The following is a 25,867-nucleotide window of genomic DNA, read 5'->3' on the forward strand; positions in this document are numbered from 1 at the left end:
AGGCCTACCCGGCGACCACCAAGCCGCCGTCGACGGCGATCTGCTGGCCGGTGACGTAGGTGTTGCGCGGCGAGAGGAGGAAGGCCACCACCTCCGCCACCTCCGCCGGATCGGCCAGCCGCCCCAAGGGGATGGCGGCCGCCCGCTCCCGCTCCACCTCGGCCAGGGGCTTGCCCAGCCGCCGGGCAAAGGCGGCGTTCCACTCCGTCAGGCTTTCCGTGCGGGTGTAGCCCGGGGCCACGGTATTGATCAAGATGCCCTCCGGTGCCAGTTCGAGGGCGGCGGTCTTGAGGGCATTGACCAGGCACGCCCGTAAGGCGTTGGACAGGGTGCTGCCGGCGGTAGGGTTCTTCACCGTAAAGGAAGTGATCGCCACCACCCGCCCGCCCCCCGCCGCCCGGAAGAAGGGTACGACCTCCCGTAAGAGCCGTACCGGCCCTTCCACCATGAGGCGAAAGGCCTGCTCCCAGTCGGCGTCGGTAAGGTCGACGAAGGACTTGACCGGGGGCCCGCCGGTGTTGAGCAGCAGGGCGTCGAGCCGGCCGGCTTCCCGGACTGCCGCCAGCAGGCGGGCCGTCCCGGCGGGATCGCCGATGTCGGCGGCCACTGGCCAGGCGGAGACGGAGGGCACCTCGGCGGTCAGGCGCCGTGCCGCCTCTTCAGGCTCGCGGCTGGAGAGGACGATTGCAAAGCCCTCCCGGGCCAGGCGGCGGGCCACGGCGTACCCCATTCCCCGGGAAGCGCCGGTCAGGAGGGCGACGGGGCGGGTCGATGCGGCCGCTGGGGGCCTCAAACCGTAGGGGCTCCGTTGCAGATTTCCCGCCGTCCCGCCGGTGTCCCCGTCCCCATCGCCGGCTTTGGATTCTGTAGCGCCCGAGTCTCCGGTGTTTACGGCTATGTCCATGGCGATCCCCCCGACCACGGCGTGGGCTGGTTCCCAGATAGAGTTGGCCATACAAAGGGATTCCACCTGCGACAGCGAAGGAGCCGGAGGGCCCTGCGGTTGCCTGCAGGGGCCCCAGTGTCCATGCCAGGAGGGTCTTCTGCCTTGTCGACGCAGCGGTATTCGGTGACCCCCCACCCCATCGAGACCTTGCTCGCCTGGGTGAAATCCGGGGAGATCGCCATCCCGGAGATCCAGCGCCCCTTCGTCTGGAATGCGACCAAGGTGCGCGACTTCTTGGACTCCCTCTACCAGGGCTATCCCGTAGGGTACCTCATCGCCTGGCGGAACCCGACGGTCCGGCTGAAGGACGGCACCTTATCGGCGGGTAAACGGATCCTCATCGACGGCCAGCAGCGGGTCACGGCGCTGCGGGCCGCCCTGCTGGGTGAAGAGGTCCTGGACGAGAACTATGCCCAAAAGCGGATCCAGATCGCCTTCAATCCGAAGGACGAACGATTTGAGGTCCGCAACTCCGCCATCGCCCGGGATCCGGCGTGGATCGACGACATCAGCCGCCTCTTTGCCCCGGACGCCTATTTGGGAGACTTCGTCGACGACTACGTACAGAAGAACCCGGACACCGACCGCAAGCAGGTCGGCCGCGTACTGGAACGGCTGAAGAAGATCGTCAACAACCACATCGGTCTCATCGAGCTCGCGGAAGACCTGGACATCGAGACGGTGACGGAGATCTTCATCCGGGTGAACTCCGCCGGAGTGGAGCTATCCCAGGCGGACTTCGCCATGTCGAAGATCGCCGTCAACGAAACGCATGGCGGTCACCTGCTCCGGAAGGCCATCGACTACTTCTGCCATCTGGCCCGCAACCCGGACTTCTACGTCCACATCGAGAAGAACGATCCCGAGTTCGTCCGCAGCGAGTTCTGGCCAAAGATGAAATGGCTCAACAACGTCAACGACGACCTTTATGATCCTAACTACACCGACATGTTGCGGGTGGCCTTCACCTCCGGCTTTGGTCGAGGCCGCTTACAGGACCTGGTAGCCCTGCTGTCGGGGCGCAACTTCGAGACCCGTCAATACGAGGAATCCATCGTCGAGGAATCCTTCGCGAAGCTCAAGGACGGTATTCACGCCTTCATCAACGAGACCAATTTCAAGCGCTTCGTGATGATCCTTCGCTCGGCCGGCTTCATCACCAGCAAAATGATCACCGGTCACAACGCGGTGAACTTCGCGTACATCCTTTACCTGCGAGGGCGGTCCGAGGGCGTGCCGGCCAGTGAGCTGGAACGCATCGTCCGGCGTTGGTATGCGATGTCCATCCTGACAGGACGGTATACGACCCAGACGGAAACCGTCTTCGATCTCGACATCCGTCAGCTTGAAAGCCACGGCATCGCGCGCTACACGGAAGCCGTCCTGAGCAGTGAGCTTTCGGACAGCTTTTGGACCACGCTTCTTCCCCAACTGATGGAGACATCTTCTGTCCAAAGTCCCTATTTCGTCGCCTTTAAGGCGGCACAAGTTTGCCTTGGCGACAGGGGCTTTCTTTCAACCAACATCACGGTTCGTGATCTTCTCCTGAACCAGGGTGACCATCACCACATCTTTCCCAGGAAGTACCTGCAACAGCTTGGGCTCAGCCGGGGCCGCTACAACCAAATCGCCAATTTCGTCATGGCCCAGAGTGAGATCAACATCGCCATCGGGGACACGCCACCCCAAGTATATTTCAAGGAGTTGCGGGATCAGGTCCATGGAGGCCGCAAGAAGTATGGGGGAATTACGGACCCCGACACCCTGCGCCAGAACTTCGAGGAGAACTGCATCCCCCTGTCGTTGCTGGAGGGCGAGGTGCCGGACTACGGAACGTTTCTGGCCGAGCGCCGCCGCCTGATGGCCCTCCGCATCAAGCGGTGGTTCGAACTGCTCTAAAGACTGCTCTAAAGGGAGGAGTGCTGCCCGGTCGTTGGGCGTGTCGGCGTCACCGTCCGTCCCGGGGCCGGTTCGTCCCACAGTCCTGCGCCAAGGTTCCCCAAGGTTCCGGACGAACCGGCCCCCGTCCCCGGCTGGGACTACACCTGGAAGGATTCCTTGAAGGATTCTCTCGTCACGTAGGTCCCTGCGATCAAGTCGTGGATGGACCGCTTGTCCTCCCGAACCGCCACCAGGATCACGCTGACGATCAGGGCGATGCCCAAGGTGATGAAGTAGACGAGGCCGCCAACCAGGGTACGAAGCGCCATGGTACCGAGGCCAACCTCGCTGCCGTCGACCTTGACGATGCGGATGCCCATGATGCGCTTGCCCACCGTGTAGCCGGTCCACATGACCGGCACGATCATCTGGTAGAGGGTGGCGGCCACCTGGTTCAAGGGCGTGTCCATGTCCCAGGTCCCGGTGAAGAGGTAGACCAGGGTGGCCACCGGCACGCCGACCACCGCGGAATCAAGGATGAGCGCCGCCAGCCGCCGCCAGAACCCGGCTGGATGGGTGATGTCCATCGGCGATCCTCTCCTTTGCGGACCCGCTGCCGGCAGGACCCGGCGCAGCGCGGTTCAGCTCTTCGGCCTCCCCCGCTTGGCCTCCTGCGACTCGGCCCCCTGCAACTCGGCCTCCCCCGCTTGGCTTCCTGCAACTCGGCCCCCTGCGGCTCGGCTTCCCGCAGCTCGGTCTCCTGTGGCAGGGCCCGCCACAGGTCGGCTTCGTGGGGCTCGGCCCCGTCCGGCGGCCGCCCTCCGGCAGGCGCCGGCTCATGACAAGAGGGCGACGGTTCCCGACCAGACCGCCGCTTCGCCGGCCGCCCAGGACGGATAGTCCTCCCCCAGGAGGAACCGGCGGGCGTACAGGGCTGCCAGCATGGCGTACCGGTCGCCGGCCGCCCGGGTTCTTCCATTCGTGCACGCAGCGGTGCGGTCGGACCCGGCGGGCGTCCCGCGGGACATCCCCTGCCCTTTAGCCGCCGCCACCTCGACGTCTGCAGGGGAGCCCGACGTTACCGCGGCAAGCCGGTAGAGCAGGGCCACCTGGGCGGCATCGGCCAGCCGGGCCGCAGCCTCCTTGGCGTACCACTGGGCCTCGGCGGGCCGGTTCGTCCCCAGCTGGATCAGGCGGGCGATGGTCCGCTCCATGGCCTCCTGGGCGGCGCGAGCCTCTCCCGTCCCGGCCTCCTCCAGCATCGGGACGAACTCGGCCAGGAACGGCTCGTGGGCCTGCTTCTTGTGCATGGCCTCCAGCAGGTCCAGGGCCTGGATGTTGCTGGGCCCCTCCCAAATGGGCGTGATCAGCGCCTCCCGGTGCCAGCGGGCCACGGCATACTCTTCGAGGAAGCCGAGCCCGCCGAAGAGCTCCATGGCCAGCCGTGTCACCTCGGCGGCGTGGTCGGCGGTGCGGTTCTTGGCCAGATGGGAGAGGAACCGGGCGTAGTGGTAGCGGGCCGTGTAAGGCGGCCGCTCGTCCCAGGCCTGCTCGAAGCGGTCGGCGGCGTGGAATCCCAGCACCAGCCCGCCGGCGAGGCGCACGGCCAGGTCGGTCAGGTCGCGGCGGATCAAGGGGTGCTCGGTCAGGGCCCGGCCGAAGGCCCGTCGCCGCCGCACCCGCTCCAGCACCTCCAGGTGCGCCTTGCGGGCGATGCCCATGCCGGCGATGGCGTTGGCCAGGCGGGAGACGGTGAGGACCTCCAGGGTGTAGTAGATCCCCTGCTCCGCCTCCCCGACCAGGTGGGCCTCGCTGCCGCGGAAGTCGACCTCGCCTGAGGGGACGGCCCGGGTGGCACTCTTGTCCTTCAGGCGCCGCACGTGGTAGTTGAGCTCGCCGGCCCCGTTGAGCCGGGGCACCAGGAAGAGGGCCAGCCCCTTGGGACCCGGCGGCGCCCCCTCCGGCCGGGCGGTGACGACCGCCACATCCGTCAGCCCGGCCCCGCTGCAAAAGTACTTCTCGCCGTCCAGACGCCAGGCTGGTGGCTCGCTGCCGGCGGGGCTCGCCTTCAAGGTGTTGGCCCCCAGGTCGCTGCCGCCCTGGGATTCGGTCATCCAGGTGGCGCCCCAGAACTCACCGCGGAGCAGCCGCTCCTTCCAGGCGCCGAAGGCCGGCGCGTACTTGTGGATGACGTAGGCCGTCTGGTTCGTGATGGTCAGGATGCAGTCGATCCCGGGGTCGGCGACCAGGTAGCTGAGGGCGTAGTGGTGGTGCCAGCTGCCCCCTTCGTAGGGCGGCCGGTTCATCGGTGCCAGCTCCCGCAGCAGCGCCTCCTGGGCCGGCGACAAGCGAACCCGGTCGACCCGGTTGCCATCCAGGTCGTGCATGATCAGCACCGGCGGGGCATCGTGGTCGACGTGATAGGCGACCTCGTAGACCTCCCTTCCCGCCAGGGCGCCGAAGCGGCGCAGCTCGTCCTCGTGGGCGGCGTAGGCTGGCCAGTAGGCGGCCAGCACGTGGCGCAGGTCCGGGTCCAGATCCCAGTGGTTCTGCCCGTAGGCGTACGATTGGTGACGCACCAGCGGTCCCCCTTCGCGGACGAACCCGCCCCCGGTAAAACGCACCGCGCGGGTAAACGGGTAAAAGGTTTCAAAAGGTCGCCAGGGTAGGTTGCCAGGGTCGCCGGGGCCGCCAGGGCTGCCAGGGCCGCCAGCGCCGCGAGGGCCGCGGGGGCCGCCAGCGCCACCAGGGCCGCGGGGGCCGCGGCGTGATGCGGCCGGAACGGCGTAGGCCGGTCGCATGGGATGCAGGCCGGCGCCGGGGGACCGGCCCCGTTGTGACCCGCCCCTCAGGGCTCGACCAACCGGAAGAACCGGCGCTCCCGCTGTTCGAGCAGCGGAACCACCGTCTCCTCCACGATGCGCCGGAAATGATCGGTCCGGCGATGGGCTTCCAGGGCCGCTTCGTCCTCGTAGACCTCATAGAGGAGGAAGCGGTCGGGGTCGTCGACGGACCGGTTGACCTGGTACAGCCGGCATCCCGGCTCCTGCCGGGTCAGCCGGATCATCTCCCGCAACGCCGCCTCCACCCGGTCCCCCATGCCCGGCTTGGCCCTGTATTCCGCCACCAGAACCACCATGGTCCCACCCCCCTTTAGGGCTTCAAACCCCCGCGCCACCGGTGCACGGGGACTGTTTCGGCAGCGGAGCTCCCTTCTCCTGGAACGGCCCGGGTCGCCGGCGATGCCGTTCATTCTGGCGACCCGATCGGGCGCAAGGGAGCCGAAGCGTGCGACCAGGTGTAACGGAGGGTGTGACGGAGGGTGTGACGGAGGGGCGTCAAGGCTCATGCAACGGAAGGGCGTCACGGCGTGTGCGACGGAAGGGAGCCAAGGCGGGTGCGACGGAACGTCAAAGCGCACGACCGAGTGCGGCGGAAGGGGGTCGACTCGACGGCTTCCAGATATATGAACAAGCAGGTCCTGGATTTGGTGTACGTACACCTGGATCGACTGTGCCGCCCGGCCTGGTGAGCTGGATCGGCGCCCGCAAACCCGTGGAGGGATTACCTGACAGGGCGTGCCCCACGTGCGGGTGGGGACGTGAGGAACCCGGCCGCCCCCCATCCCCGCGCAATGCCCCGCCGCGGGACATTGCCCCACCCGCGCCGGGGCGCCCCGGTCAAGCGACTTACCGGTCGAAACCGTGACAGAACCCGGGGGATGACGGCCCCGGGTCGGTGAAGGGCCCTTCAGGGCCGAAAGGTCGGGTGATCCCGGTGAAGGGTGTTCCCTCGGATGCTCTGTCCCACCGCCCCGGTCCCGGCCCGCGGGACGCGGATGCGGGACCACCGCAAACCAACCTGCGGGATGCGGGCCCCATCGGCGTCCTTCAGCCCCGTTACGACGTCGTCGTGGTGGGGGCGGGCCTCATCGGCCTGGCCACGGCCTTCGAGCTCGCCAGGCAAGGCGCCCGCGTGGCTGTGGTCGAAGCCGGCCGGCCCGGCAGCGGCGCGTCGACCGTGGCCGCAGGCATGCTCGCCCCGGGGCACGAAGCCAAGGCGGACCCCCTGCTGCGGGAGCTGGGCCTGTACAGCAACCGGCTCTGGGCCACCTTCGCGGCCGAGGTGGAACGGGCCTCGGGTGTCGAGACCGGATACGTGGGGCACGGCATCGCCGTCCTGGCCACCGAGCCTGGCGAGGCTGCCGAACTGGCCCACCGCGCTTCAACAGGCGGTGGGGAAGACGAACGGGGTGACGGCAGGAACGGAGGGAACGGTGGGAACGGTGGGAACGGTGGGAACACACGGATCGGAGGAAGCGGAGGGAACGGAGGAAACGGAGGACACAGTGGGAATGGAGGGATCGGTGGGATCGGCGGGATCGCCGCACCCGGTCCCGGTCGACCGGAAACGCCCGAGCCCTCCCCGTCTTCACTCGGTACCCGCCCTCGGGGCGGGTCCGGGGAGGAGGATGAAGGCGGGCATCAGGACTGGCATGAGGCGGGTGCCCCCTTTCGCCCTCCCGTCTGGTTAAGCCGCGACGACCTTCCCACCCACCTGTCCGTCTTCCCCCGGGTCCTGGGCGCCTTATACTTCCCCGAAGGGGGCCATGTGGACCCGGTGGCCACCGTCCGTGCCCTGGTGGTTGCGCTGGCTGCGTCAGGGGCAACCCTGCTGACCGGAACCCGGGTCAACGGCTGGCGGGACGAACCAGCCTCCGGCGGCCGCCGGCTGGTCGCCGCCCTCACGCCGGCGGGGGAGGTGCGCGGCGGCCGGTTCGTCCTGGCAGGGGGCGTCTACAACGCAACCCTGGCCGCCCAGGCCGGGTTTGCGCTGCCCGTCGTGCCCGTGAAGGGCCAGATCCTGGCGGTGGAGCCGCCGGCCTCGGTGGCTGCGTTCGTCCGCGGCCAGGTGCCGGTGTTCGCCGGAGGCGTGTACCTGGTGCCCCGGCGGGACGGCCGGCTGCTGATCGGCGCCACGGAGGAACCGGAAGCCGGCTACGACACCGGCGTCACGCTGGACGCCGTCGGCCGGCTGGCCACCGCGGCCCAGCGGCTCCTGCCGGATTTGGGCGCAGCCCGGTGGCTGGAGGCCCGGGCTGGGCTACGGCCGGGGACGCCGGACAAGCGGCCGATCATCGGCGAGGTGCCGGGGTTCGTCAATGCCGTGGTGGCGGCGGGCCACTACCGAAACGGGATCCTGCTGGCGCCGCTGACGGCGCGGATCGTCGCGGAGTTATGCGGGGGGAAAGGCTCGGCCCATCCCCATAGCCATAGGAGTGGGCAGGCAGGCTACAGCGGGTGGCTGGAGGCTGTGGGCCCCGGACGTTTCGCTCGGTCTTCCTTCACGGCCTCTTGATGCCGGTTGCCGGTGAGGAGACCTTCGTCGCGAAGCACAGCGGTGCGACGGGCAGCCGCGCCTTTCAGCCGTATGCAGCAGGCTGCCGACAACGAACGGTGTCCCGGACCTGTTGGCCCGGGACACCGTCCTACTTCGTGCATTCACATCGCTCGGGTAGCGGGTAGCTCTAACTGGCCGTAGTTCTCGGACTGGGCTATCTGGGGCTTGAGGGCGATGACTACCGCAGCCGTGATGACCGTCCCCACGAGGATGCTGAGAGCATAGAGACCAAGGTTCCCAACAACGCCCGGGATGGGCAGGACGAAGATCCCGCCATGCGGCGCGCGCAAGGTCGCACCGAAGGCCATGGAGAGCGCACCGGTAACTGCCGAGCCTGCCATAATGGACGGAATGACCCGCAAGGGATCGGCTGCTGCGAAGGGAATGGCGCCTTCGGTGATAAAGGAAATGCCGAGGACGGCGGCCGCTTTGCCTGCCTCGCGTTCCTCCGGAGTGAACTTCTTCGGCGCGAGCCAGGTGGCTAGTGCTAGACCCAACGGCGGTGTCATGCCCGCCGCCATGACCGCAGCCATGGGCGTGAACACCTGCGAGGCAAGGAGTCCGGTGGCAAAAGTGTAGGCCGCCTTGTTGACCGGTCCTCCCATGTCAAAGGCCATCATTGCACCAAGGATCAAACCAAGGATAACGGCATTGCCGCGGCTCAACCCCTGTAACCAATCCGTTAGGCCATTCATGGTGGCCTGAAGCGGGCTGCCGACCACATAGATCATCAGTAGGCCGGTGGCACCGGTAGCCACGAGGGGAACGATGAGAACGGGTTTGAGTCCTTCCAGCGTTCTCGGAAGCCGAATCGACCGAACTAGCCACGCGGCCAGATACCCGGCGAGGAAGCCGCTCACGATTCCGCCCAGAAAACCGGCTCCCAGTTTACTGGCCAGCATGCCACCCACCATACCGGGTGCAATGCCGGGCCGGTCCGCAATGGAGTAGGCGATATAACCCGAAAGGACCGGTATCATCAAGGCGAAGGCAGAACCCCCACCGATGTCCATCAAGGCTGCCGCCAACGTGCCGGGTTGTTTGAAAGCCTCAATACCGAAAACGAAGGACAGGGCTATCAGGATGCCACCGGCTACGACGAAGGGGATCATGAACGAGACCCCGGTCATCAGATGCTTATACGGACCCGCACGCCGTGCCGCCCGCGCCGCCCGTTCCGCCTCAACACGCTCCAGGTAACCCCCTTCGGGCACCTTTGTCAGTTTTACGCCAGTTCCAGATTCCGTGCCAGTCTCGCCCGCGCCCTGGGTAACCGCAGCGGCCAGAGCCCGGTCAAGGAGACCTCCGGCGTCTTTGATGGCCTCGCCCACACTGGTTTCGATCAGGGGCTTACCCGCAAACCGACCTGTGTCAACCTTGGCATCGGCGGCAATGATCACCACGTCGGCCGATGCGATCTCCTCCGGAGTCAATGGATTCTCTACGCCTACGGACCCGCGCGTCTCAACGCGTATTTGAATACCCTTCTGCCGCGCTGCCTTCTCCAACGCTTCCGCCGCCATATACGTGTGGGCGATCCCGGTCGGACACGCCGTCACCGCAACAACCTTGCGGCTCATCGTGCGCACCTCCTGCGCTGATGTTGACCCGCCTCTGGCGGCAAATCGGCGGTTCAAGTCGTCACCAGTGCCTTAATCACCTCCCCAGAAGTCCTGGCCTGACGGAGGGCCGCCCGCACCTCGTCGTGCATCAACCGGCGGGCCAGGTTGGCAAGGGCCTGCAGATGAACGTCATGAGCTCCCTCTGGGGCTGCAATCAAGAAGATGAGGTCAACCGGCGCACCATCGGGCGCCCCGAAATCGACCCCGGCCGGCGCACGCCCAAAAGCAACCGCCGCCGTACGCACGGCGGCACTCTTGCCATGGGGAATGGCCACGCCCATGCCAACGGCCGTGGTGCCCAGGGCTTCTCTCGCCATAACGGCTGCCACGTACTTCTCTATGTCCACGAGCTTGCCGGCGCGGTCCAGTAAGCCGGCCAGCTCCCAAATGGCCGCCTCGCGGTGGCTGGCTTTTAGCTCTAGGGTTACAAGACTCTCATCGAGTAGGTCGTTCAGAGCGCAGTTCACTCTGTATCACCCTCTGGTACAGCGGGATCCATATCGCGACGACTTGGGGAACCGGGCGGGACCCTGCCATCGATTCTGCCGGTAGTAAGGGCACGAAACGCCCACACGGTGACGGTGGCCTGCATCGCCTCGATCCCGTCGGCGGTGCAGAGCTGCGTGCCGGGTAGTGCTGCAGTGGCGGCCCCAGCAGCCACCGCCAAGCGCAGGATGTCGCGGGGAGCCCGGCCTGACAGTAGGCCGTACACCGTGGCAGCAACCATGGAGTCACCGGCTCCTGTCGTGCTCCCGGCCGCCACTGGTTGAGCCCGGCCGTACCATGAGCCCTCCGGAGTCACCAGGAGGGCCCCCTCGGAGCCCAGGGACGCCAGCACGCAACCTGCACCGGCGGTACGCAAGGCCGTCGCGGCACGATGCACCGCCTCTAGGTCAGGCAGACGTTCTCCAGTGACTTCCTCCAGTTCCGCCCTGTTCGGCTTGACGACACGAGGGCCGGCCTCAATCCCCCGGAGGAGGGCTTCTCCTGCAGCATCCAGAACCGTCAGGACACCGGCTTCGTTGGCACGGGAGATGAGGCGAGCGTAGAATTCGGCTGGCACCCCGGGTGGCAGGCTCCCGGTCACCACCAGTGCCCCACACCGCTCTAGTATCGCGTCGAGCCCCGCGAGTAGTTGTTCAAGGTACTTCGCTGGCACGTGGAAGCCAGCGTCATTGATCTCGGTCTCCGTGCCCGTGTGGCGGTCGACGATCTTCAGATTGGTACGGGTTTCGCCCGGAACCTCGACCAGTCGGTCCTCAACTGCCTCGCTGGCAAGGACGCGGTGGAAGATGTGGCTGTTCTCCTCGCCAACGAAACCAAGGGCGACCGCACCGAGGCCGAGCCGGCGCACCACCCGCGCCACATTGAGCCCCTTGCCCCCGGGATCTACGCGCACAGACGCTACGCGGTTCGTTCCCCCGACCGTGAGCCGGTCGACTGCCACCGTACGGTCGAGGGCGGGATTGAGGGTCACTGTCGCCACCAGCGGTTTCATCCGCTCACGTCCTTCGCATTCCCGCCACGCCCGCGGGCGCGGAAGTCCTCCTCCGCGGCCTGCACTTCTACTGGTGCGACATGCACCTCTAGACCGGACTCGCGCAACTGGGAGACGAATTGGGGCGGGGCACCCGAGTCAGTGATCAAACGGTCTACCTCTTTTAGGTCAGCTACATGCGCGAAGGTCACGCGACCGAGCTTCGAGTGATCGGCGAGTAGGACGACCTCGCGGGCGGCCCGCATCATCGCCCGCTTGGTCTCTGCCTCCGCCAGGGTCGGGGTCGTCAAGCCGGCCTCAAGATCGATGCCGTTAATACCGAGGAACACGCGATCCACGTTAACCCTGCTCAGGAAGCGGACCACCTCGGCACCGACCAGAGCCATCGTTCTGCCTTTCACGGTCCCACCCGTGACCACGACCTCCACACCAGGCGCGGCAGCCAGCTCGCCGGCAATGACGATGCTGTTGGTCACCACAGTCAGATCTGTACAGCTCCGCAACAACCGTGCGAGTGCCAGCGTGGTCGTTCCACTGTCCAGGATGATGGTGTCACCGGTTTCTACGAGCTGCGCCGCCATACGAGCAATAGCGTCCTTCTCGGCACGCCTCTCGGCTTCTTTTTGGTGGAAGGCAGGTTCGTAACGCCGGAGGTCCGGTAGGACGGCGCCTCCATGGGTCCGTTCGACGAGACCTAACTCTTCCATCTCGCGCAGATCCCGGCGGATGGTGGATTCCGACACCCCGAACCGCGCCGCTAGTTCCGTCACGGACACGGCCCGGTCCGACGTCAATAGGGCAATGATCTGACGTCTGCGTTGCTCTGCGAACACGGTGACCCCTCTTGGCCAAACGGTTAGGTGATTTTGCTCACTTATGATTATATTTGCTCGGTACAGCTATACTCAATAGCCAAACATGCCCGGCCGTGGCGATTTGAGCAGGTAGGAGGGTCTGGCCCAGGCGCCCCTGGTCAAGGACAATTGTCTCGAGAGATCACCTCGTGAGCGACGGGAGACGGGTGCCGCGCGGCTGCTGGACAGATCACCACCGACGCGGGCTAACCCTTGCCCGGGTCGCCTCTGCTGCCCGCTCCTGCTACCCCCGGGTTCTGCTCCTGCCGCCCTCGGGGGGTGTGGGACAGGAGGATTTAGGACGAGGGGACGTGGCTTGGGACCTGCCTGGACAGTGCCGCCCAGATGGGACTAGAGTTGAGGTTGGACCCCGACGTCGTGGCCTGGTGGTGTCGTCTCGAACGCGACGGGACCGGGGTACCGGCGTCGGAGGCGTTATGTCGGAGGCGTTATAGGGGAAGGAGGATCCATCGTGGCCAAGGTGCTGATCCTCACCGGCGATGCCGTCGAAGCCCTTGAAGTCTACTACCCGCTCTACCGGTTGAAGGAAGCTGGCCACGAGGTCCACGTGGCAGCCCCCACCAAGAAGACGCTGCGGACCGTCGTGCACGACTTCGAGCCGGGGTGGGAGACCTTCACCGAGAAGCAGGGCTACAAGCTCGAGGCGGACCTGGCCTTCGCCGACGTCCGGCCGGAGGAGTACGACGGCCTGATCCTGCCGGGCGGCCGGGCGCCGGAATACATCCGGCTTAACGAGCACATCCCGCGCATCGTCGGCCACTTCTTTGAGGCGAATAAGCCCGTGGGCGCCATCTGCCACGCGGCGCTGATCTTCTCGCGGGTCCGGGACCACCTCAAGGGGCGTCAGCTCACGGCCTACACGGCCTGCCAGCCGGACGTCGAATCGCTGGGCGCCACCTACGTGACCGAGCCGCTCCACGTCGACGGGAACCTGGTTTCCGCCCACGCTTGGCCGGATCTGCCGGGCTTCATGCGCGAGTTCCTGCGGCGGCTGGACGAGTACCTGAAGCGGTGAGTCAGGACCTCGGCCAACACGGCAAAATCCCTTATTGGGGAGTTCCTCGGCAGCTCATGACGGACCGCACCCGAATCGGGTGCGGTCCGTCGTACTTCTGGCTTGGTTGCGGAAGCAGGAAAACTGGAGGACTCCCTTCGAACCGTCGCTTACCGGGCGCCCGTACGTTCCCGATAACCTTCTCGTAATTGCCTGCCATGAAATTGTACCTCGTTCGCACCTCGAAGTAAGGAGGCGGGTGGCTCCCTCATTCCTGTAGTGCATCATATAAGGTCCTGCCCAGATAACAGAGCCCGTACCCGTTACGCACCACCCGGAATTGGCGTCGGCACCGGAGGATCAGGCCGCGCCCAGCTCGGCACACCACGTGTTCCGGGAGGTGGTCCTCCCGCGCTTCCTGGCCTTATTGATATCCACGGCATCGGAGGGTCATCGTGCATCATTTCCGCCAGCTGGTCATACAAATCGGGTAAGGTACCTAGGTTAATGCGGCTCCAGGCCTGCCCTCGCATCCAATTCCCGAAAAATAGATACCAATCTGCATTCGGATCGTCCCCACCCCGCTTAATCACTTCAGGATTACCCACATTCTGGAATAGAATGTCGCCTTCTGCAACCTGCCCAGGTTCAATCCGGTGCGGCAACAATTGCATGCCCTGTGCAATCTTGGCCCAGGCCGACTGAGCAACCAGTGATTCGGGTACCCCAAGTCACGCAAGAAATATGGATCCGGGATAATCAACAAACGGCGGATCGGCGAGTTTTCTGGCACGCGACTGATCACATACCAATTCATTTTGGGGGTCTATTTTCTTAGTAACAAGGTTGCCGTCATCTGCAATCCAAAGTACCTTCTGGGGATTGAGATCAATATAGCCGTCACCCATATTCTGCCGTATTCTGAATGCGAACGCGAATCTGGAAAAGAGCCTCTTTTACCTCGTCAATAGGGAAGTTGCTTGCACCTTTTAACCAAGCCGTTACTGTAATCGGACCAATGCGGAGTTCTTCCCCTAGCCTCGCCGTGGGGACCTTCATCTCTGCCTGGTCAATAACCTCGTACATGGGTAGCTCCAGTGGCTTCACCGCCGCCTCCTGCACCGGTTCCGAGGCAGGTTCCGGGTTATCGACCACCTTGGGGGCCGAAGATTCCAGCGCCGACGGTTCTGACCGCCCCCAGCGGCAGCCCGTCACCCCGATCAACACTGTTCCAATCATGACCAGGGCCAAGACCTTCTTCTTCATCCGGCCATCCCCCCTCGGCCCGGCTGTGCCAGGCCCAGGATCCAACAAACGCTTCCGATTGCTTCAATTGTACTGGCGAACAGGGGAGGCCGTCTTGCGTTCACCGCCCCTCCGCCTCCGCGGCCTTCTTGTCGGCCTCCATCAGCTCCGCCAGCCCGTCGTCGCGTCGCTCACGATCCAGAGATTCTCCGCGGGGCGTCGAGTCAGGTCCTCGCTCCCCTCGTTCCTAACGGCTACTTCCAAGGTAAACGACCCGGCCAGCGCTCGATGAATGCGTGACAGCCAATAGGTAAGACGCAGCCCAAACCCAACAGCCATGCCCCCAAACCGAACCCCCAACGTCCGTTGCCCGGCGAAATGGTGCCCGGAAGGACCCTCCCCCCACCCCGTCGAATCCCCGTCCCCAACACCTTCTGGGGGTGACCGTCCATGGGGGGGACGGCGTCACGGGTGCGGGAGGGGGACGCCCCGTCCTTCGACCTGGCCCTCAATCTGATCCAGCGGGTCTGCGTGGGGGACATCCTGACCCGCACGGCCCAGCGGTATCCCACCAAGACCGCCGTCGTCGACGTCCACGGCGGGGTCTTGCTGACCTACGCCGAGCTCAACCGGCGGGCCAACCGGGTGGGCCGGGCCCTCCTGGCCCTGGGTCTGGGGCGCCAGGAAAAGGTGGCCATCCTGGCCCGCAACATGTGGCAGTTCGTCGTCACCTACTTCGCCTGTGCCAAGGCGGGGCTGGTGGCGCTGCCGGTCAACCTGGGCCTCAAGCCCCAGGAGATCGCCTACGTGCTCCGGGACGCGGGGGTCCGGGTGATCGTAGCGGAGGGGATCTTCCGGCCCGCCCTGGAGGCGGCCGTGGCCGCCCTCCCGGCGGTGGAGCGGGTCTTCCTCACCGAGGTCGACCCGGCCACCGACACCGAGGTGGCCGGCCGGCGCTTCCAAGCTTTTGAGCGCCTGCTGGACTTTGAGCGCCTGCTCGAAGGACCACCAGCGCCCCCTTCGGGGCCCCTGCCTCCGGCATCGCCACCGGGAGCCCTTGCGGCGGCGGGACCTGATGGTGCCCACCACCTCACCGGGGCGGGACCAGATGGCGTGCACCGCCCCACCCCAGGCGCCTTCGACCCTGACGCCGACCTGGAGGTCTTCATCGACGACCGGGACATCGTCCAGTGCCTCTACACCTCCGGGACCACGTCGATGCCCAAGGGCGTCCTCACCAGTCACCTGGCCGTCACCATCACGGCCCTCTCGGCGGCGGTGACGAACCGGGCCGATCCCGACGACGTCTTCCTGCTGGTCCTGCCCATCTTCCACTGTGCGGCCCTCAACGCCATCCTGATCCCCACCCTGCTGGTGGGCGGGACGGCCGTGTTCCTCCGCAAGTACGACGTCCGGGACGTGATGGACGCCCTCGAGCGGTACCGCGTCACCCACGTGCTCCTGCTGCCGATGATGTGGCAGGAGCTCATCCAGCAGCCCGACGCGGGCCGGCGCGATTTCGGCAGCGTCCGCCGCTGCCTCTATGCCATGGCCCCCATGGCGCCCGAGCGGATCGCCGAGATCCGCCGGTTCTTCCCCAACGCCGATGTGGTCCTGGGGTCCGGGCAGACGGAGTTCACCCCGCCGACGGTCTTCCAGCGCCCCCACCACCAGGACACCAAGCCGGCTTCCTGGGGCCTCCCCACGGTGATGACCGACGTCCGCATCATGGACGACCAGGGCAACCTGCTGCCCCGCGGGCAGGTGGGGGAGATCGTCTACCGCGGTCCCCAGTGCATGACGGCCTACTGGAACAACCCGGAGGCGACGGCCGAGGCCTTCCGCCACGGCTGGTTCCACAGCGGTGACGTGGGCTGGATGGATGAGGAAGGGGTCGTCTGGTTCACCGACCGCAAGAAGGACATGGTCAAGACCGGCGGCGAGAACGTCGCCTCCATTGAGGTGGAACGGGCCCTCCTGGCCCATCCGGCGGTGGCCGAGTGCGCGGTGGTGGGGCTGCCCCACGAGCGCTGGGGCGAAGCGGTGACCGCCTTCGTCCTGCTCAAACCCGGCGCCCGCGCCGCCGAAGCGGAGCTCATCGCCCACTGCCGGGAGCGGCTGGCCGGGTTCAAGGTGCCCAAGCGGGTGGTCTTCGTCGACGGCTTCCCGCGGACGGGCACCGGCAAGATCCAGAAGCACGTCCTGCGCCAGGAGCACCAGGGGCTGTACGCGGGGCCGGCCGGCCACGGGTAAGCAGGCCGGCGGCGCCCCGCCGTCCCCGGCGGCCAGGGCGCGGGCCATCCTCGCCCGGCCCAGGGCGATGGGGGCAAGCCCCCCTCCGGCCACGGGCTGAGGGCAGCCGCCTTCCCGGGCACAGGGTCCGGTGATGGGGGCGATCGCCTCGATCGCCCCTCCGCGATCCGCGGGGCGGCGCGGATGCGTGGCCAGGGGCCCCGCACGTACAGGGCGCGTTGCAAAGGAGGTGGGCACCATGCCCGAAAGGGAGTCCCGGCTCGTCCTGTACACCGTCGACGGGCCCGTCGCCACCCTCACCCTCAACGACCCCGAGCGGAGGAACCCGCTCTCCACCGCTATGGCCCAGGAGCTGGTGGCCGCCCTGCGGCGGGGCTGCCAGGATCCCCAGGTGCGGGCCCTGGTCCTGACCGGGGCGGGGGCGGCCTTCTCGGCCGGGGGGGACATCCGGGAATTCGCCGGCCTCGACCGGCTGACGGGCCCCGAGGTGCTGGAGCAGGGGGAGCGGTCCACCGAGCTCTTCAAGGCACCCCGCTGGCTGACCAAGCCCCTGATCGGGGCGGTCAACGGGCCGGCCATGGGCGGGGGCCTGGGGCTCGTCTGTCTCTGCCACTGGGTGGTGGCCGCGGAGGATGCGGTCTTCGCCACCCCCGAGATCAACCTGGGGCTGTTCCCGCTGGTGATCCTGCCTCTGATGATGCAGGTCATGGGGCCGCGGCAGGCCCTGGCCCTGGGCCTGTCGGGCCGGCGGGTCGACGCCCGGGAAGCCCAGCGGCTCGGCCTGGTGACGGAGGTGGTGCCGGCCGGCCAGGCGGTGGAACGGGCCCAGGCGGTGGCCCGGGAGCTGGCGGGGCGCAGCGGGGCGGCGGTAAGCGTGGGGCTCCGGGCCTATGCAGCGGCCCTGGAACTGCCCTGGCCGGCGGCCGTCGACCACGCCAACAGCCTGCGGGTCAGCACCTTCCTCAGCGCCGACCTGAAGGAAGGGGCGACCGCCTTCCTCGAGCGCCGGGCGCCCCAGTGGACCCATCGCTAGGCGGGGCTTTCCCATGGGCCGGTTCGACCGACCGGTTGGTCGAACCGGCCGCCGCCCCACGGCTTGCGGGCCCCCGCCCGGTGCCCCCAACCCTGGCCCGATGCCCAACAGGAGGTGACCCCAGTGACCAGCGGAACCAGCCGCCCGGAGGCGCCAGCCCCTCTAGAGCGCCCGGAACCGGGAGCCCCTCGGGAGCCGGTGGCCCGCCTGGAGCCTATAGCCAGCCTGGAGCCAACAGCCCCCGTGGATCGGGCGGCCCCCTCGCAACCGGCAGCCTCCCTGAACCAGGCGGCCCGCATGGAACCGGCAACCCGCCCCGAGCCGGCAGCCCACCGGGCGCCGTCTACGCCTTCCCGGCGGACTGTCCGCATCGGAGCCGGGCTCGGGTTCTACGGCGATCTCCCCTTCGCCGCGGCCGAGGCGGTGCGGGCGGGCGATATCAAGTATCTGTGCTGTGACCACTTGGCCGAGCTGACCATGGCCATCCTCCACAAAGACCGGCAGCGGGACCCCCGAAGGGGCTACACCCGGGACATCGGCCTCCTCTGCCAGATGGTGCTGCCAGTCGCCATGGCCCGGGGTGTGCGGCTCATTAGCAACGCCGGCGGGCTCAACCCCTACGGTGCCGCCCGGGAGGTGTTGCAGGTGGCGGCCCGGCTGGGCCTCCGGGATCTCAAGGTCGCCGTCGTCACGGGGGACGACGTCCTGGGCCGCCTCGACGCCTTCCGGCAACAGGGGGCCGCCCTGGAGCCCCTGGACGGCGGCCCATCCTACGACGAGGTCCGTCACCGGCTGCTCTTCGCCAACGCCTACCTGGGGGCCGAACCCGTGGTGCGGGCCCTGGCCACGGGGGCCCACGTGGTCATCACGGGGCGGGTCGCCGACGCCTCGCTGTTCCTGGCGCCCCTGGTCTACGAGTTCGGCTGGGGCTGGGACGACTGGGACCGGCTGGCCACCGGCGTGGTGGCGGGCCACATCGGCGAGTGTTCGGCCCAGGCCACCGGCGGCAACTTCAGCGGCCGCTGGTGGGAGGTGCCGGACATGGACCGCATCGGCTACCCCGTGGCGGAGGTGGACGAAGACGGCGGGCTGGTGATCACCAAGCCGGCCGGCACCGGCGGCCTGGTCACCCCGGACACGGTGAAGGAGCAGCTCTATTACGAAGTGCACGATCCGGCGCATTATGTTAACCCCGACGTGGTCGCCGACTTCTCCCAGATCGAGCTCCATCCGGTGGGGCCCGACCGCGTGGCGGTGACCGGCACCCGGGGGCGGCCGCGGCCCGAAACCCTCAAGGTGACCGCCGGGTATGAGGACGGCTGGCTCGGCCAGGCCATCATCGGCTACTCCTGGCCCGACGCCCTGGAGAAGGCCCAGGCGGCGGAGCAGATCATCCGGCGGCAGATGGCGCGGGCCGGCCTCAACCCCCAGGAGGTCCACGTGGAGTACCTGGGCGTCAACGCCCTCCACGGCCCCCTGGCCCCCATCCCCGACGAGCCCAACGAGGTCTACCTGCGCTTCGTCATCCGCACCCAGAGCCGGGAGGAGGCGGAGCGGCTGTCCCGGCTCTTCCCGCCCCTGGCCCTCAACGGGCCGCCCTACATCGGCGGCGCCCTGGCCGGCCTGAGCCGCTCCCGCCAGCTCCTGGGGATCTGGTCCACCGCGGTGCCCCGGGCCTGGGTCGAACAGGCGGTGCGGGTCGAGGTGCTGGGGGTCGACGACCTCCAAGGGCTGGACCAGGCCGGGCTGGGGCAGCAGGCCGGGTCTTGAGGGAGGTCCTTAAGGAAGGGCTTAAGGAACGGCTTTAAGCAGGGTCTTCGGGAGGGTCTTAAGCAGGGGACCGGGGGAGGGGGCCGGGGGCAACCGGCGGACGCCGGGCCCAGCCAACGCCAGCCGTCCGGAAAACGTGGGCACTTCAGAATCACAGCAGACCAAAAAAGGAGGGATTCCCATGGCCCGGGTTGCCCTGCGGGGCTACTGCCAGGTTCGCTCGGGGGACAAGGGCGACACCCTGGATCTGACGGTCTTTGCCCCCAACGACGGCTTCTATCAAGCCCTGGCGGAGCAGCTGACGCCGGCGGCCGTCCTCCAGCACTTCCGGGGCCTGGCCCGGGGCCCGGCCGAGGTCTACCCGCTGCCCAAGGTCCGGGGGATCAAGATCGTCATCCGCCAGGCCCTGGGGGGCGGCGGTCCGGCCTCGCTGCGGCTCGACGCCCAGGGCAAGTCCCTGGCGGCGGCCATGTTGCGCATGGAGGTCGAGGTGCCCGACGCGGTCCTGGCCGAGACGCCCTTCATGCGGCCACCGCGGGCGGCGATCCCAACCCCTCGCTGAAGGGAGGAGCCATCATGCAGGCGACCCAACTGAACCTCCTCGACCTGGGCGACGAGTACCGCCAGGTGGTGGAGATCACCCGCGACCTGATCAAGCGGCTGGAGCCCCAGCGGGCCGAGTTCCTCCGCCAGATCTTTGAAGAGCAGCGGTTCCCCGAGGCCATGTGGGAGCAGCTGGCCGAGGCCGGCCTGCTGGGCCTGCTGATCCCGGAGGAGTACGGCGGCACCGGGCTCGGCTTGCTGGCCATGACCCTGGTGATGGAGGAACTGGCCAGCGCCGGCTACGGCAACGCCCTGGTGGTGGTGACCAGCATGGACACCACCTGCATCCTCCGCGGGGGCACGGAGGAGCAGAAGCGCCGCTGGCTGCCCCGGATTGCCGACGGCAGCCTCAAGCTGGCCTTCGCCATCACCGAGCCCGAGAGCGGCACCAACAGCTTCCGCATGAAGACCGAGGCCCGCAAGGAGGGCGGGGTCTACCGCCTGCGGGGCGAGAAGGGGTGGATCACCGGCGCCGACGTGGCCGACATGATCCTGGTGGTGGCCCGGACCATCCCCTACGCCGTCCTGAAGGAACAGGGCCTGCCCCGCACCTACGGCCTGGGGCTCTTCCTGGTCGACCGCCACGCCCCGGGCCTCCACCTCTACCCGATGAACACGGCGGGCATCGAGGGCTACCGCCAGTTCCGCCTGGTCTTCGACGACGTGGAGGTGCCGGAGGACCACCGCATCGGGGCCGAGCACATGGGGGCGCAGGTGCTGTTCTTCGCCCTCAACCCCGAGCGGATCCTGGCCGCGGCCACGGGCATCGGCCTGACGGAGCATGTGCTACGGCGGGCAGCCGAATACGCCCGGCAGCGCAAGGTCTTCGGCGACCGGCCCATCGGCGCTTACCAGGCCGTCCAGCACCCCCTGGCCCGGATCCGGGTCATGCAGGAGGGGGCCCGGCTGCTCACCTACCGGGCGGCCCAGGCCTTCGACCGGCAGGTCTCGCCCGAACGGGTCGGCACCTGGGCCAACATGGCCAAGTACCTGGCCTCGGAGACGGCCATCGAGGCGGTCGACCGGGCGATCCAGACCTTCGGCGGCCAGGGCTTCGTCAAGGAGAACCAGCTTATCCACCTGTGGACCTCGGCGCGGCTGCTGCGGACGGCCCCCATCAACAACGAGATGGTGCTGAACTTCATCGCCGAGCACGAGCTGGACCTGCCCCGGTCCTACTGAGGACCCGGCGCAAACCGGCCGCCTGGCGGGGCCGCCGGGCGCAGGGCGGACGGAGGAGAGGGAGATGGGCATGACCTTTGCAGGCCAGGTGGCCCTGGTGACCGGCGCCTCCCGGGGGATCGGCGCGGCGGTGGCCCGCACCCTGGGCGCCGAAGGGGCGACCGTGTTCGTCCATTACAAGCGGCGGGAGGACGAGGCCCGGCAGGTGGCCTCCGCCATCGACGCCGTCGGCGGCCGCGGCATCCCGGTGCAGGCTGACCTGGAGGACCGGCAGGCCGTGGCGGCCATGATGGACCGGATCCGGGAGGAGGCCGGCGTCCTCGACCTTCTGGTGGCCAATGCCGCCGCGACCGCCTTCAAGCCTCTTCTCGCGGTGGGTCCCCACAACGTCGAGCGGACTTTCGCCATCACGATCCAGGCCTTCTTGCAGATGGTCCAGGCGGCGGTGCCGCTGATGACGGCCCGCAGGGCGGGCCCGACGCCGGCCGGCCAAGCCAGGGACAGCCGCGCCGGGGGAAGCTGGCCGGCGGCGGGCCCCGAGACGGCCCGTCCTAGCCCCGGTCTGCGGGGCGGCAAGATCGTCGCCGTTTCAGGCTACGACAGCATCCGCTACATCCCGGGCCACGGCGTCCTGGGGGCGGCCAAGGCCGCCATGGAGTCCCTGGTCCGTTACCTGGCGGTGGAACTGGCCCCCCACGGGATCAACGTGAACGCCGTCTGCCCCGGGCCGGTGGCCACCGACTCCGCCCGTTTCTACGCCGGGGACCGCTGGGCCGAAGTGGAGGCCCGGCTGGTGGCGGCCACGCCCCGCAAGCGGGTGGCGACCCCCGAGGACGTGGCCCGCATCGTCCGGTTCCTCTGCACCGACGACGCCGGCTGGCTCTGCGGCCAGACGCTGGTCTGCGACGGGGGTTTGACCCTGGACGGGGGCGCCACCCTCTTCGGGGCCTTGTGAGGGGCGAACGCCCTCAGGGCTTTGGAGCGGTGTTCCATCCCTGCGCGGCGGGCACCAGCCGGCGGAGGAAGGCACCGCAGCGGCGGTGGTGCGGGCGGGTTCACGGCCCATGATCACGGCCCATGGTATGAACAGGAGGTCACGTCCGATGGAGCGGGAGGAACGGGTCCTCCGGGAACTGGAACGCATCAAGCGGGGAGGCCCCGAACGGGGCCATCAGAAGCAGCGGGAGGCGGGCAAGCTCTTCGTTCGCGACCGGCTGCGCCTGTTCTTCGACGACGGCGAACCCTACACCGAGTTCGGCGAGTTCGCCCGGGCGGGGGACCCGGAGCTGGCGGCCGACGGCGTGGTGACGGGCAGCGGGCGGATCGGGGGCCGGCTCGTCTTCTTTGCGGCCAGCGATTACACGGTCAAGGCGGGGTCCATCGGCCGCTACCACGGGGAGAAGATGATCCGGGTCCAGGAGGCGGCCATTCGGGCCCGGCGGCCCATCCTCTACCTCATCGACTCCTCGGGGGCGCGGATCGACGAGGCGGGCGGCTACCACGTCGACCGCTACAGCGGCGGCCGGCTGTTCTACTACCACAGCATCATGTCGGGCGCCGTCCCCCAGATCGGGGTGCTGTACGGCCCGTGCTTTGCCGGGACGGCCTACACGCCGGTCTTCTGCGATTTCGTGATCATGCTGGCCAACGCGGCCATGGCCATCGCCTCGCCGCGGATGGTGCAGATGGTCACCGGGGAGAAGGTGACGCCGGAAGACCTGGGCGGCGCCCGGATGCACGCCACCGTCAGCGGCTCGGCCGACTTCGTCGTCGAGACGGAGGAAGAGGCGGCCGAGCTGGTCAAGCGGCTCCTGACCTACCTGCCGGACAACTGCGACGGCCGCCCGGCCCGGGCCGAGCCGCGGCCCCCGGCCCGCGACCCTGCCGAGATCGACGCCATCATCCCCCGGGATCCCAACCAGCCCTACGACGTCCGGCGGCTGATCGAGGCCCTGGTGGACGAGGGCAGCTTCCTGGAGGTCAAGGCGGCCTACGCGGGCGAGCTGGTGACGGGGTTCGCCCGCATCGACGGCCGGGTGGTGGGCGTCGTGGCGAACCAGCCGGCGGTCCGGGGCGGGGCCATCTTCCCCGAGTCGTCGGACAAGGGGGCCGAGTTCGTCTGGATCTGCGACGCCTACAACATCCCGTTGCTGTACCTGTGCGACACCCCCGGCTTCATGGCCGGTTCGGCGGTGGAACGGGCCGGGATCCTGCGGCGGGGCCGCAAGTTCATCTTCGCCACCTCGTCGGCCACGGTGCCCAAGGTCTGCGTGGTGGTGCGGAAGGCCTACGGGGCGGGGATCTACGCCATGGCCGGGCCGGCCTACAATCCCGACGTCACCCTGGCCCTGCCGTCGGCGGAGATCGCCGTCATGGGGCCGGAAGCCGCGATCAACGCCGTGTTCTACAACCGGTTGCAGGCGATCCCCGATCCCGCCGAGCGGGCGCGGGTGGTGGCCGCACTGCGGGAGGAGTATCGCAAGGGGTACGAGATCACCAAGCTGGCCGCGGAGATGGTGGTCGACGACCTGATCCCGCCCCGGGATCTGCGCCGGGAGGTGAGCCGCTACTTCGAGCAGTTCGAGAACCGGGAGGTGGAACTGCCGCGGCGCAAGCACGCCACGATCCTGAGCTGAACTGATAGTGCCAGAATCGTGGGGATGCGTCTTGGATCGCATGGGGGGTGCGGTCGATGCCGGCGTACGTATCGGGCGGTGTGGTGATGGAGCCGCCCACGGTGGGGGCGTTACTGGCCCGGGCGGCCTTGCTCCACCCGAACAAGACGGCCTTGGTCGACGGGGACCGGCGCCTTTCCTACCGGGAGCTGAACGGGCGGGTCAACGCCCTGGCCCGCGGCCTTGTCGACCTGGGGGTGCGCAAGGGCGACCGGGTGGCCATCCTGATGCCCAACCGGATCGAGTTCCTCGAGGTGCTCTTCGCCGCGGCGAAGATCGGGGCCGTGGCGGTACCCATCAACGTGCGGCTGGCGCCGCCGGAGGTCCGGTTCATCCTAGATGACTCGGGTGCCACGGTGCTGTTCTACGACCCGATCCTGGCCCCGCTGGCCCAGGCCGCGGTACAGGGAACCGGGGTGCGAACGGTCGTGGTAACCCGCGGGCCCGGGATGGAGGCGGGCAGGTCCGCGGCTGGCGCTCCTTCCCCAGCTGCCCAGGCCCCGGGCCCGGGGGGACCGGGGCTGGGAGTCCGGATGGGAGGAACCGCCCCCTCGCCAGCGGGCTGGCCCGGCGGGACCGGGGCGACGGCGGCGCCCGGCCCACTCCCGCCGGCGACGGGGACGGCCATGGCCCCCGGGGCGCCGGATCCCGCCCACCCGGTGCCGGCGCAGCTGGCCTACGACGCGTGGCTCGAGGGACACCTGGCTCACGGGACGGCCGAGCCGCAGGCCATCGTCAGCTTCTTCGATCCCCACCTGATGATGTATACCTCGGGCACCACAGGCCGGCCGAAAGGGGCGGTCCTGACTCACAGCAACTCCGTCTGGAATGCCGTCAACATGCTCTTGAACGAGGAGGGGCTGGAGACCCGGGATGTGGTCCTCACCGTGGCGCCCATGTTCCACATCGGCGGGTTGAGCGTCTACACCCTGCCGGCCCTGTTCAAGGGCTGCACGGTGGTGCTGGAGCGCCAGTTCGACCCGGGACGAACCCTGGAGCTGGTACAGCGCGAGCGGATCACCGTCCTCTTCCTCGTGCCGGCCATGTGGCAGGCCCTCATGTATCATCCCGAGTTCGACCGCTATGACCTCTCCAGCCTTCGCAGCCTGGTGGCCGGTGGGGCCCCGTGCCCGCTGACGGTGATCCGGTTCTTCCAGTCCAGGGGATTCCGGTTCCTCGAGGGTTTCGGCATGACGGAGACCGCGCCGGACGTGGCCATCCTGAACAGCCGCGACGCCGAGCGGAAGAACGGGTCCATCGGCCTGCCGGTCCATACCGTCGAGCTGCGCATCGTCGACGAGGCCGGGCAGGATGTGCCGCCCGGCGAGGTGGGCGAGCTGGTCGTCCGCGGGCCCAACGTCTGTGCGGGCTACTGGAACAACGCCGAGGCCACCCGCGAGGCCTTCCGCGACGGCTGGTTCCACACGGGCGACCTGGCCCGGCAGGACGAGGAGGGCTTCTACTACATCGTCGACCGCAAGAAGGACATGTTGATCTCCGGTGGCGAGAACGTCTACCCCGTCGAGGTGGAACAGGTCATCGTCCAGCACCCCAAGGTGATGGAGGTGGCGGTAGTCGGGGCCCCGGACGACCGCTGGGGCGAGGTACCGGTGGCCTTCGTGGCGGTCAAGCCCGGCCAGACCCTGACCCTGGAGGAACTGGCCGCGTTCTGCGAAGGCAAGCTGGCCCGCTTCAAGATCCCCAAGCGGCTTTTCATTGTCGAACAGTTGCCGCGCAACGCCACGGGCAAGGTGCTCAAGCACGTCCTTCGCGGTAAGGTGCTAACCGGAGGCGATTGAAGGGTTTCCCTTCGGGAAGGCCGGCAGGGGTCCGCCGCCCGGAGGGTGGTCGTTGGGTTGGGTGAAGGGGGCGGCCCGGCACCGCAGCTGG

Annotated in this window: 20 protein-coding genes; 11 read left to right on the plus strand and 9 right to left on the minus strand. The window is 68.1% G+C overall.

Features of this window, described 5'->3' with window-relative positions:
- Positions 1-4: 4 nt before the first annotated feature.
- Entirely contained in the window at positions 5-793 is a 789-nt protein-coding gene (locus ACYQ02_RS07980) for an SDR family oxidoreductase (protein WP_460039923.1), read from the minus strand.
- 255 nt (positions 794-1,048) lie between these two features.
- Here ACYQ02_RS07980 and ACYQ02_RS07985 point away from each other — a divergent pair, with 255 nt between their 5' ends.
- Positions 1,049-2,845 (plus strand): GmrSD restriction endonuclease domain-containing protein, encoded by a 1,797-nt coding sequence (locus ACYQ02_RS07985; RefSeq protein WP_460039924.1) that lies wholly within the window; start codon positions 1,049-1,051, stop codon positions 2,843-2,845.
- A gap of 140 nt (positions 2,846-2,985) precedes the next feature.
- Here ACYQ02_RS07985 and ACYQ02_RS07990 read toward each other — a convergent pair whose 3' ends face one another.
- From ACYQ02_RS07990 to ACYQ02_RS08000, 3 genes are all read right to left on the minus strand, one after another.
- On the minus strand, positions 2,986-3,414 hold the full coding sequence (locus tag ACYQ02_RS07990; RefSeq protein WP_460039925.1) for an RDD family protein: 429 nt from the start codon (positions 3,412-3,414) through the stop codon (positions 2,986-2,988).
- Between the two features lie 249 nt (positions 3,415-3,663).
- Positions 3,664-5,406 carry an acyl-CoA dehydrogenase family protein gene (locus tag ACYQ02_RS07995; RefSeq protein ID WP_460039926.1) on the minus strand — a complete coding sequence of 581 codons (1,743 nt, stop codon included), beginning with the start codon at positions 5,404-5,406 and terminating at the stop codon, positions 3,664-3,666.
- A 269-nt stretch (positions 5,407-5,675) separates the two neighbouring features.
- The gene (locus ACYQ02_RS08000) at positions 5,676-5,966 is read right to left on the minus strand and encodes a putative quinol monooxygenase (RefSeq protein WP_460039927.1); all 291 of its coding nucleotides are present in this window, start codon (positions 5,964-5,966) and stop codon (positions 5,676-5,678) included.
- Between the two features lie 638 nt (positions 5,967-6,604).
- Between ACYQ02_RS08000 and ACYQ02_RS08005 the strand changes: the two genes are divergently transcribed.
- The gene (locus tag ACYQ02_RS08005; protein WP_460039928.1) at positions 6,605-8,185 is read left to right on the plus strand and encodes an NAD(P)/FAD-dependent oxidoreductase; all 1,581 of its coding nucleotides are present in this window, start codon (positions 6,605-6,607) and stop codon (positions 8,183-8,185) included.
- A 143-nt stretch (positions 8,186-8,328) separates the two neighbouring features.
- On the opposite strand, the gene ACYQ02_RS08010 is transcribed toward ACYQ02_RS08005, so the two are convergent.
- The 4 genes from ACYQ02_RS08010 to ACYQ02_RS08025 are packed head-to-tail and all read right to left on the minus strand — an operon-like array spanning position 8,329 to position 12,180.
- Positions 8,329-9,807 carry a PTS fructose transporter subunit IIC gene (locus ACYQ02_RS08010; protein WP_460039929.1) on the minus strand — a complete coding sequence of 493 codons (1,479 nt, stop codon included), beginning with the start codon at positions 9,805-9,807 and terminating at the stop codon, positions 8,329-8,331.
- 53 nt (positions 9,808-9,860) lie between these two features.
- Positions 9,861-10,316, minus strand: coding sequence for a PTS sugar transporter subunit IIA (locus tag ACYQ02_RS08015; protein ID WP_460039930.1), 456 nt, complete (start codon positions 10,314-10,316; stop codon positions 9,861-9,863).
- Complete coding sequence (pfkB, locus tag ACYQ02_RS08020; protein WP_460039931.1) at positions 10,313-11,347, minus strand: 1-phosphofructokinase; 1,035 nt, start codon at positions 11,345-11,347, stop codon at positions 10,313-10,315. The genes ACYQ02_RS08015 and pfkB overlap by 4 nt, the downstream gene beginning before the upstream one ends.
- Positions 11,344-12,180, minus strand: a complete 837-nt coding sequence (locus tag ACYQ02_RS08025) for a DeoR/GlpR family DNA-binding transcription regulator (RefSeq protein ID WP_460039932.1) — start codon at positions 12,178-12,180, stop codon at positions 11,344-11,346. Before ACYQ02_RS08025 ends, pfkB begins: the two co-directional genes overlap by 4 nt.
- 493 nt (positions 12,181-12,673) lie before the next feature.
- On the opposite strand from ACYQ02_RS08025, the gene ACYQ02_RS08030 reads away from it, so the two are divergent.
- A complete protein-coding gene (locus ACYQ02_RS08030) occupies positions 12,674-13,237 on the plus strand; it encodes a DJ-1/PfpI family protein (RefSeq protein WP_460039933.1) in 564 nt (187 codons plus the stop codon).
- An 879-nt stretch (positions 13,238-14,116) separates the two neighbouring features.
- On the opposite strand, the gene ACYQ02_RS08035 is transcribed toward ACYQ02_RS08030, so the two are convergent.
- Entirely contained in the window at positions 14,117-14,482 is a 366-nt protein-coding gene (locus ACYQ02_RS08035) for a hypothetical protein (protein ID WP_460039934.1), read from the minus strand.
- Between the two features lie 429 nt (positions 14,483-14,911).
- Here ACYQ02_RS08035 and ACYQ02_RS08040 point away from each other — a divergent pair, with 429 nt between their 5' ends.
- The 8 genes from ACYQ02_RS08040 to ACYQ02_RS08075 all read left to right on the plus strand — a co-directional run bounded on the left by ACYQ02_RS08040 (position 14,912) and on the right by ACYQ02_RS08075 (position 25,776).
- The gene (locus ACYQ02_RS08040; protein ID WP_460039935.1) at positions 14,912-16,714 is read left to right on the plus strand and encodes an AMP-binding protein; all 1,803 of its coding nucleotides are present in this window, start codon (positions 14,912-14,914) and stop codon (positions 16,712-16,714) included.
- 238 nt (positions 16,715-16,952) lie between these two features.
- Complete coding sequence (locus ACYQ02_RS08045) at positions 16,953-17,747, plus strand: enoyl-CoA hydratase/isomerase family protein (protein ID WP_460039936.1); 795 nt, start codon at positions 16,953-16,955, stop codon at positions 17,745-17,747.
- A gap of 123 nt (positions 17,748-17,870) precedes the next feature.
- Positions 17,871-19,517 (plus strand): acyclic terpene utilization AtuA family protein, encoded by a 1,647-nt coding sequence (locus tag ACYQ02_RS08050; protein WP_460039937.1) that lies wholly within the window; start codon positions 17,871-17,873, stop codon positions 19,515-19,517.
- 181 nt (positions 19,518-19,698) lie between these two features.
- On the plus strand, positions 19,699-20,079 hold the full coding sequence (locus ACYQ02_RS08055; protein ID WP_460039938.1) for an AtuA-related protein: 381 nt from the start codon (positions 19,699-19,701) through the stop codon (positions 20,077-20,079).
- Positions 20,080-20,093: 14 nt separating this feature from the next.
- Entirely contained in the window at positions 20,094-21,302 is a 1,209-nt protein-coding gene (locus ACYQ02_RS08060) for an acyl-CoA dehydrogenase family protein (RefSeq protein ID WP_460039939.1), read from the plus strand.
- Between the two features lie 64 nt (positions 21,303-21,366).
- Complete coding sequence (locus ACYQ02_RS08065; protein WP_460039940.1) at positions 21,367-22,257, plus strand: SDR family oxidoreductase; 891 nt, start codon at positions 21,367-21,369, stop codon at positions 22,255-22,257.
- 148 nt (positions 22,258-22,405) lie between these two features.
- Entirely contained in the window at positions 22,406-23,938 is a 1,533-nt protein-coding gene (locus ACYQ02_RS08070) for an acyl-CoA carboxylase subunit beta (protein WP_460039941.1), read from the plus strand.
- A gap of 56 nt (positions 23,939-23,994) precedes the next feature.
- The gene (locus tag ACYQ02_RS08075; protein WP_460039942.1) at positions 23,995-25,776 is read left to right on the plus strand and encodes an acyl-CoA synthetase; all 1,782 of its coding nucleotides are present in this window, start codon (positions 23,995-23,997) and stop codon (positions 25,774-25,776) included.
- The last annotated feature ends 91 nt before the right edge of the window (positions 25,777-25,867 follow it).

Source organism: Thermaerobacter litoralis, from assembly GCF_054654595.1.

What these genes read in the sequence shown, in the direction of transcription:
- ACYQ02_RS08040 (WP_460039935.1), top strand. Translation starts at nt 14,912, where the DNA reads ATGGGGGGGACGGCGTCACGGGTGCGGGAGGGGGACGCCCCGTCCTTC.
- ACYQ02_RS08060 (WP_460039939.1), top strand. Translation starts at nt 20,094, where the DNA reads ATGCAGGCGACCCAACTGAACCTCCTCGACCTGGGCGACGAGTACCGC.
- ACYQ02_RS08075 (WP_460039942.1), top strand. Translation starts at nt 23,995, where the DNA reads ATGCCGGCGTACGTATCGGGCGGTGTGGTGATGGAGCCGCCCACGGTG.
- ACYQ02_RS08070 (WP_460039941.1), top strand. Translation starts at nt 22,406, where the DNA reads ATGGAGCGGGAGGAACGGGTCCTCCGGGAACTGGAACGCATCAAGCGG.
- ACYQ02_RS08055 (WP_460039938.1), top strand. Translation starts at nt 19,699, where the DNA reads ATGGCCCGGGTTGCCCTGCGGGGCTACTGCCAGGTTCGCTCGGGGGAC.
- pfkB (WP_460039931.1), bottom strand. Translation starts at nt 11,347, where the DNA reads ATGAAACCGCTGGTGGCGACAGTGACCCTCAATCCCGCCCTCGACCGT.
- ACYQ02_RS07990 (WP_460039925.1), bottom strand. Translation starts at nt 3,414, where the DNA reads ATGGACATCACCCATCCAGCCGGGTTCTGGCGGCGGCTGGCGGCGCTC.
- ACYQ02_RS08035 (WP_460039934.1), bottom strand. Translation starts at nt 14,482, where the DNA reads ATGAAGAAGAAGGTCTTGGCCCTGGTCATGATTGGAACAGTGTTGATC.
- ACYQ02_RS08010 (WP_460039929.1), bottom strand. Translation starts at nt 9,807, where the DNA reads ATGAGCCGCAAGGTTGTTGCGGTGACGGCGTGTCCGACCGGGATCGCC.
- ACYQ02_RS08000 (WP_460039927.1), bottom strand. Translation starts at nt 5,966, where the DNA reads ATGGTGGTTCTGGTGGCGGAATACAGGGCCAAGCCGGGCATGGGGGAC.
- ACYQ02_RS08065 (WP_460039940.1), top strand. Translation starts at nt 21,367, where the DNA reads ATGGGCATGACCTTTGCAGGCCAGGTGGCCCTGGTGACCGGCGCCTCC.
- ACYQ02_RS08045 (WP_460039936.1), top strand. Translation starts at nt 16,953, where the DNA reads ATGCCCGAAAGGGAGTCCCGGCTCGTCCTGTACACCGTCGACGGGCCC.